Origin of the sequence: Catenibacterium sp. UBA627, assembly GCF_002299355.1 — a bacterium.
GTDB lineage: Bacteria > Bacillota_I > Bacilli_A > Erysipelotrichales > Coprobacillaceae > Catenibacterium > Catenibacterium mitsuoka.
Genome location: NZ_DBPF01000121.1, coordinates 3,139 through 11,139 on the forward strand (window position 1 = coordinate 3,139; position 8,001 = coordinate 11,139).

Here is an 8,001-nt window from a genome sequence, read left to right on the forward strand (position 1 = left end):
CTTCACCATCTACTGGAACCATAGAACCTGTCTGTACAACGACAATATCTTCTTTCTGTAAATGAGTTGTAGGAATCTGTTTTTCTTTTCCTTCTTCTAATACCCATACTTTATCAATATTCACAGACAATGTTTCTTTGAGCTGCAATGATGTAGTTTTCTTTGTATAGTATTCAAGTAATGAAGAGATATTCAATAAGAACATGATATTACGTGCTGTACCCCATTGTCCTGATAATAAAGAAACAGANNGTGGCATCAAGTACTGGTGCATCAATACGTTTATGTACAAGAGAGTCCAGTGCTTCTTTCACATATTGAATAGTATGATAAATGGTTAATACGTTTCTTATTGGTAATGGTAGAAACCATTTAGAGGCATATCTTCTTGCGATAATACCAGTGAATTTTCCAATGTATTGATCGTTGATATCACGGTGATCTATAAGATACTTGTTTTCTTTAATGATCTTTTCATAGGGTGCATCATCAAAGTGAGGTATATCTAGAGAGTTGATTTTGTCAATCAAAGCATCTCTTTGATCAACACTATAAGTGAACAAAATAGAACCTGTTCTTTCATTGACATCGGCTGATTCAACCATATCCCATTTACATAATGCGAAATGTAAGGCTAGTGCCTTATTTCTAGAAAAGCGATAACGTCCATAACGTATTCTCATACGTCCTGGTATGTCATGTACTATACGATACTCTAACATTCTCTTATCACCTAAAAAATAGGAAATGACTATTTCCTATTTTGCTTCTTTCTTGCTTTTCGCTTCAGCATAGATATCTTTTGCGTCTTCTACAATTGTATCATAAGTAGCAAGAGCTTCATCTTTGATTTGCATGCCAGTAGCGACTGATTTTACAGCTGCATTTCTTGCGCAATCGCTCTTTACGAACTTACTACCTGCAACTGTAGCGGCTACACCACCTACAAATGACCATAATAATTGGTTTTTGAATAAGTCTTTCATATTCTTTTTCTCCTCTGTTAGTCCTAACTAACAAAATCATAATAACACTATAGAGAAGGTTTGTTAAAAAAGTGAGAGGAGTATAACTGTTGTTAGAGAAGCATAACCAAGGTACCAGATACTATTAGCATTAATCCAAGCAATGATTTCTTAGAGAGTTTCTCATGAAAAATAAGATAAGAGAATAATACAGTAAATAGAATACTCAACTTATCTATAGGAGTGACTAAACTTGCTGGTCCATTTTGCAGGGCATGGTAGAAGCATAACCAGGAACCTCCTGTGGCTAAGCCTGATAACACAATAAAGAGATATTCTTTCTTTGGTATACTCTTCATATTCATTTCACTATGCGTTACAAAAACCACAATCCAGCTCATAACAAGTACAATACTTGTACGAATGGCTGTACCTAGATTACTTTCAATATTTTTAATACCAATCTTACCAAGTATTGTCGTCAAACTTGCAAAGACAACAGAAAGAACAACATAAAGTAACCAGGCATTACTTGTCTGTTTATTATCTTCCTTCTTTTCTACCATTAAATATGTACCTGCTGTAAGAATGATCATACCTAAGATCTTATAGACTGTGACACTTTCTTTGAAAAATATAAGAGAAAGAATAATCGTCAATACAACACTTGTCTTATCTACAGCTGTGACTTTATTGATATTACCTAATTGTAATGCCTTAAAGTAACATAACCAGCTTGCTCCAGTAGATATTCCAGAAAGAATTAAGAATAGAAATGTCTTATGGGTGATTGTATGGATTGTATCAAATGAGCCAACTATTCCTACCATGATCCATGAAAAGATGAGTACAACAATAGTACGTAATGCAGTCGCTAAGTGAGAGTTTGTATGTTCAATACCACATTTTGCGAGAACTGCTGTAAGTCCTGCAAAAAAGGCAGAACCAAGTGCATAAAGTATCCACATAAAAAAGCCTCCTTATAATACTATTATAAGAGGCTAAAATGAATTTGTTTAGAATTCTTTGATGGCTTTGATTACATCTTCTACAGTTAAATGGAATTCCTTGAATAAGTCTGCTGACTTACCTGAAGCACCAAATGTATCCATAGTGACATATTTGCCTTTGAATCCTGCGAATTCACCCCAAGATAAACGGCTTCCTGCTTCTACAATAATTCTATTTTCTACACATGATGGTAAAATAGATTCTTTGTATTCTTCAGACTGTTCTCTGAATAATTCCTGACAAGGCATAGAAACGATTCTGATATTTAAGTTAGGGTCTTTTAATTGTTCTTTAGCTTTGACTGCTAAGTCTACTTCTGAACCTGATGCAATAATGATGATATCTGGCTTACTCATGCAGTCATCAATGATATAACCACCTCTTAAGGCACCTCTGTTACTGCCTACCATCTTAGGTAAGTCCTGTCTAGAAAGGATGAGAGATGTAGGTGTTTCTTTTGAACTCATTGCGACATACCAGCCGGCTTTTGTTTCAAATTCATCACATGGTCTAAATACATACATGTTAGGCATTGCACGAAGCATAGTCAACTGTTCTACTGGTTCATGTGTTGGTCCATCTTCCCCTACACCAATACTATCATGAGTAAATACATAAGTAAGTGGAAGCTTCATTAATGAAGACAAACGAGCCATAGGTTTTACATAGTCACTAAATACAAAGAATGTAGCCACATATGCCTTTAATCCACCATATAACATTAAACCATTACCTACTGCAGCCATAGCCTGTTCTCTTACACCAAAGTGGATATTACGTCCACCATAGTTGTCTGCACTGAATTCACCTTCACCCTTTAAGACTGTCTTATTAGAAGGTCCTAAGTCGGCTGAACCACCAATGAAGTTAGGGGCAAAATCCTTAATAAGGTTCATTGTTTCACCACTTGCAGCACGAGTTGCAATATTGTGATGTTTATTTGCCCAGAATAATGGATTATCCTTGAAAATTCTTGCAAAGTCAGGGTTAAAATACTGTTCCCATACAATCTTCATTTCTGGATATTCTTCAAAATATTTATCCTGCATAGAAGTCCAAGCATCATATAAATCATCTACACGTTTTTGTGTAGAAGCTAGATAATCATATACTTCTTCTGGTACATAGAATTCTTCCTGTGGAAGACCAAGTTTTTCTTTTAATGCCTTGACGTTATTCACGCCTAGTGGTGCACCATGAGTGCTTTCTGAACCTTCGTTTGGACTATCTTTACCGATAGTTGTCTTGATTTCAATGAACTTAGGTTTACCTTTAATAGTCTTTGCTTTTTCTAATGCAGCAAGTACTTCATCTAAGTTATCTCCATCTTCTACAGTTAATGTTTCAAAACCAAATGCCTTTACTCTGTCTGATACATTTTCTGTAAATGTGATGTTTGTGTTACCTTCGATAGAAATGTTGTTTGAATCATATAAGATGATGAGCTTTTCTAACTTAAGTGTACCAGCAAGTGATAATGCTTCTGAAGAGATTCCTTCCATCATACATCCATCACCAGCTAATGCATAAACATAATGATCAAATAGATCATAACCTGGTTTATTAAATACAGTGGCTAAATGAGCCTGACCCATTGCCATACCAACAGCCATGCCTAAGCCCTGTCCTAAAGGACCTGTAGTGGCATCTACACCTACTGTATGTCCATATTCTGGATGTCCTGGTGTAAGTGAACCTAACTGTCTAAACTGCTTTAAATCATCCATAGTTAAGCCATAACCATATAGATGTAATAAACTATAAAGCATGCTTGAACCATGTCCTGCCGATAAAATAAAACGATCTCTGTTAACCCATTCAGGATGCTTTGCACTATGGTTTAATACCTGTGACCATAATACATGAGTGAATCCAGCAGCCCCTAAAGGAAGTCCTGGATGTCCTGAATTTGCTTTCTGAATCATATCTGCACAAAGTGCTTTAATTGTATATACTGTTTTTTGATCAATCTTGTTCATTTTTTCTGTTTTCTCCCATTCATCATTGGTAAATATTATACCTGTTCTCTTTTTGTGAATGCAAGATATTTAGTACTTCACATTCCAATTCATTGCAGCATTATATAAGAAATACAGGCCATACATTAAGCAGCCTTCATCAAAAACAGTGGCTTTGTTATGAAGACCATAAATATAACCATCCTGTTTACATCCTGCCGCCAGAGTCACAAAGAGTGAAGGTACATTGGCAGTAATATGGCCAAAGTCTTCTGAGATTGTAAGAGGTAGTTCTAACTTCTTAATATAACCACCAAATACATCTTTTTCTACATCCATAATAGATTTAAGTAATGCAGGATCATTATAGACACTTGGTGCCTGCTGTAAGATTGTAATACCTGCCTGGGCATGATACATAGAAGCAATACTTTGTACTAATTCATTCACTCTTACCATAATATATTCCTGATCATCTGGACGATAACATCTTAGTGAACATTTCATATAGGCTTTTTCTGGAATAATATTATGTGCTTTACCTGCATTCATAATACCAATTGTAAGTACATCATCATGACTCATGCTGATTTCTTTAGGAATGATTTCCTGTAATTGCTGATAGATATGAACAGCCACACGCAGTGCATCAATACCTTTTTCTGGCATAGAACCATGTGAACTCTTACCTGTAATATTGATTTCAAAGATTGTAGACGCTGTTGTCATTGCTTTACGAATCGTACGAATTGTACCTGTCTTATCTTCTGTCGCCGGCATGACATGTAAGCCTACTGCCGCATCAACACGAGGATACTTTAATACCCCATCTTCTATCATCATCTTACAGCCAACTAGTCCTTCTTCATGGGGCTGGAAGACAATCTTGATCTGTCCTTTGAGTTTCTTTTCATTCTGTTTCAAAAGCTTGGCACACATCAACATCATAGAAGCATGCATATCATGTCCACATGCATGCATAGATCCATTAATAGACTTAAAAGGAAGATTTGTATGTTCCACAAGTGGTAATGCATCCATATCACTTCTAAGTAAAAGAATCTTCTTATCATGAGGTCCTACAAGTACTTCAATACTTCCTCCGGGATTCACAATAATATTCTCATAGCCATACATTTCAAGCAGTTTCACTATATATTCCTGTGTCTGAGGAAGAGGATGACCGACTTCTGGATGTTCATGAAAATGTCTTCTCAATCGTATTAATTCCTGTTCAATATCCTTGTTGTTTGATATCCATTTTTCTATCTTTTCCATAACTTACACCTACTTTTCCATTTCTTGAATAATACGTCTTGTATTAATAATCTTTTGTGCATATTCTTCTTTATTACGTTTCACTAATCCATAGTAAAGAAGATCAACAACATAAGTGAAGAATAACGAGAACTCATTGCGCCAATACGTAATGCCTGATCCTGTGAAGGAACAGTTAATACATGATCTACTAACTTACCAAGCTTATTATAAGCAGATTGTGTAATTGCGACAGATGGGATGTTCATTTCCTTTGCCCATTTAGCCGCAGTGACTATACCTTTTGTTTTTCCACAATATGAAACAAAGATAGCTAAATCTTCCTGTGTCATAGCAGGTATAAAAGTCTTCTGTAAATGAATATCAGGACAATAATTAGAAGGCTTCCCTATCCTCATAAGCTTATGTATAAAATCATCACAGACAATAGCTGAACCACCTACACCAAATAAGTAAACATGTTTCGCTTGTTCTAAAGCTTTCACAACATCTTCTAATGTAGAAGCACAAGAAGATGATATGTTTAATCAATAGTCACAATCTGAGAATGATGTACTTTATTCATAAGTGTTGTCATATCTTCTTCTGGATGTACTAAAAAACTTTCCCCTTTTTATAATTACCCTCAAAAAAAGTATACCATGATTTTCTTTTTTATCGCATTTTTTATGCCATAATATAAAAATTATACATGTTTTAATAATTTTTTATCACTTTATAATATTTTTTATTATCTATCAATAATTCATTTTATCATGAATATGAGGTGCTTTTTTTCGCTTATTCCGATAAATGTATATGATAATTTAACGTTATGGTGATAATTTATTATTGACACGACTATTTTCTATTCGTATAATGCAGTCATACCAGAAAGGTAAAAAGAAAACATAAACATGATAAAGGGGGAGTGCTTATGGCAAAGGTTTTAACTGAAGTTTTTGGTATATGGTATTTAATTGGTGCCGCGTTTGTATTCTTTATGCAGGCAGGCTTCGCAATGGTTGAGGCAGGGTTCACCCGTGCTAAGAACGCTGGAAATATCATCATGAAGAACTTGATGGATTTCTGTTTAGGAACTGTTGCTTTTCTTATTGTAGGTTATAGCTTCTTATGTGGGAGCGATGTAGCTAACGGATTTATTGGCTGGGTTGGTTTTGGAAATGGTCCATTAACTAACTTTGCATCAACTGATTGGTCTAGCTTCGTATTCAACTTAGTATTCTGTGCAACTGCAGCAACTATCGTATCTGGAGCTATGGCAGAAAGAACTAAGTTCTTAAGTTATTGTATTTATTCATTCGTTATTTCTTTAGTTGTTTATCCTATTGAAGCTCATTGGGTTTGGGGACCTGATGGCTGGTTAGCAGCAATGGGATTCCATGATTTCGCTGGTAGTGCAGTTATTCACTTCGTTGGTGGTTTAACTGCTTTAATTGGGGCTAAACTTCTTGGTCCTCGTATTGGTAAGTTTAATAAAGATGGAAGCCCAAATGGTATTCCTGGTCATAGTTTAACTATTGGTGCTTTAGGTGTATTCATTCTTTGGTTTGGCTGGTATGGATTCAACGGTGCTGCTGCAAAGAATGGTACTCAGTTAGCAACTATCTTCGCAACTACTACTGTTGCACCAGCTCTTGCAACATGTACTGTTATGATCTTTACTTGGTTAAAGTATGGTAAGCCTGATGTAGCTATGAGCTTAAACGGTTCTCTTGCAGGTTTAGTTGCAATTACTGCTGGATGTGATGCAGTCAATGTAATGGGTGCTTGTATTATTGGTATTTTATCTGGATTTACTGTTTGTTTCTTTACTTGGTTATTAGATTATAAATTACATATCGATGATCCAGTTGGTGCTGTCGCTGTTCATTTTGGTAATGGTTTACTTGGTACTATCTGTGTTGGATTATTTGCCTGCGGTACTGATACAATGCCTAAGGCTCAAGGTCTATTCTACGGAGGAGGCTTTAAGTTATTAGGTACTCAATTACTTGGCTTATTATGTATTGGTGTTTGGACTGCTGTATTAATGACTATTACATTCGTAGTTATTAAGCATACTGTTGGTCTTAGAGTTACTGAAGAAGAAGAAATTACTGGTCTTGATAAGCTTGAACATGGTTTAGAGAGTGCTTATGCAGGTTTCGCATTAGAAACAGAAACTTATACTGGTGCTACTGCTGCAACTGTTTCAGCTCCTGAATTAAGTGTTGCAGAAGCTGTTCCTACTGTTGCAGTCAATGGGGAAGGTAAGATCAGTAAGATTGTTATTATTGCGAAAGCAGAAAAGATGGATGCTTTAAAAGTTGCTATGAATGATATTGGCGTTGCTGGTATGACAGTGACAAGAGTATCAGGCTGTGGTGTTCAAAAAGGACAGACTGCTTATTATAGAGGCGCTAAGGTTGATATCCAGTTATTGCCTAAGGTAAAGGCTGAGATTGTTGTATCTAGTATTCCTGTACAGACAGTTGTAGATGCAGCAAGAAGTGTTCTATACACTGGTCATATGGGTGATGGTAAGATCTTTATCTATAATGTAGAGAATGTCGTAAGAATCTCTTCTGGTGAACAAGGTCCTGAAGCCTTAAGCTATGAAGACTAATAAAAATGAGACTCGATTATTCGAGCCTCATTTTTTTGACGAGTAATAAACCTATAATAAGTGTAATGATATCACTGATACATTGTGCAAGAAGAATGCCCATATAGCCTAATAATGCCGTAAGGACAATCATTACAACAAAGAATATCACGCCCTGTCTTGATAAAGAGATGATCATTGC

At 35.7% G+C, this 8,001-nt stretch carries 7 protein-coding genes; 1 reads left to right on the forward strand and 6 read right to left on the reverse strand.

The features are described 5' to 3' along the window. The 6 genes from B2S90_RS07900 to B2S90_RS07925 form a co-directional block, all read right to left on the reverse strand. A partial coding sequence (locus tag B2S90_RS07900; RefSeq protein WP_286696841.1) for a hypothetical protein occupies positions 1–205 on the reverse strand: 205 nt, incomplete at its 3' end. 553 nt (positions 206–758) lie between these two features. Beyond that, positions 759–986 carry a DUF6110 family protein gene (locus B2S90_RS07905; protein ID WP_279079509.1) on the reverse strand — a complete coding sequence of 76 codons (228 nt, stop codon included), beginning with the start codon at positions 984–986 and terminating at the stop codon, positions 759–761. 92 nt (positions 987–1,078) lie between these two features. Next, positions 1,079–1,933, reverse strand: a complete 855-nt coding sequence (locus tag B2S90_RS07910; protein ID WP_286696842.1) for an EamA family transporter — start codon at positions 1,931–1,933, stop codon at positions 1,079–1,081. Between the two features lie 48 nt (positions 1,934–1,981). Beyond that, complete coding sequence (gene tkt / locus B2S90_RS07915; RefSeq protein WP_286696843.1) at positions 1,982–3,955, reverse strand: transketolase; 1,974 nt, start codon at positions 3,953–3,955, stop codon at positions 1,982–1,984. Positions 3,956–4,024: 69 nt separating this feature from the next. Further along, on the reverse strand, positions 4,025–5,212 hold the full coding sequence (locus B2S90_RS07920; RefSeq protein WP_279147916.1) for a M20 metallopeptidase family protein: 1,188 nt from the start codon (positions 5,210–5,212) through the stop codon (positions 4,025–4,027). Between the two features lie 83 nt (positions 5,213–5,295). Beyond that, a complete protein-coding gene (locus B2S90_RS07925; protein WP_286696844.1) occupies positions 5,296–5,697 on the reverse strand; it encodes an SIS domain-containing protein in 402 nt (133 codons plus the stop codon). A gap of 431 nt (positions 5,698–6,128) precedes the next feature. Here B2S90_RS07925 and B2S90_RS07930 point away from each other — a divergent pair, with 431 nt between their 5' ends. After that, entirely contained in the window at positions 6,129–7,820 is a 1,692-nt protein-coding gene (locus B2S90_RS07930) for an ammonium transporter (protein ID WP_286696845.1), read from the forward strand. Positions 7,821–8,001: the final 181 nt, after the last annotated feature.

Excerpts from the sequence above, each read along its gene's own strand:
- B2S90_RS07905 (WP_279079509.1), bottom strand. The coding sequence starts at position 986 with ATGAAAGACTTATTCAAAAACCAATTATTATGGTCATTTGTAGGTGGT.
- B2S90_RS07910 (WP_286696842.1), bottom strand. The coding sequence starts at position 1,933 with ATGTGGATACTTTATGCACTTGGTTCTGCCTTTTTTGCAGGACTTACA.
- tkt (WP_286696843.1), bottom strand. The coding sequence starts at position 3,955 with ATGAACAAGATTGATCAAAAAACAGTATATACAATTAAAGCACTTTGT.
- B2S90_RS07920 (WP_279147916.1), bottom strand. The coding sequence starts at position 5,212 with ATGGAAAAGATAGAAAAATGGATATCAAACAACAAGGATATTGAACAG.
- B2S90_RS07930 (WP_286696845.1), top strand. The coding sequence starts at position 6,129 with ATGGCAAAGGTTTTAACTGAAGTTTTTGGTATATGGTATTTAATTGGT.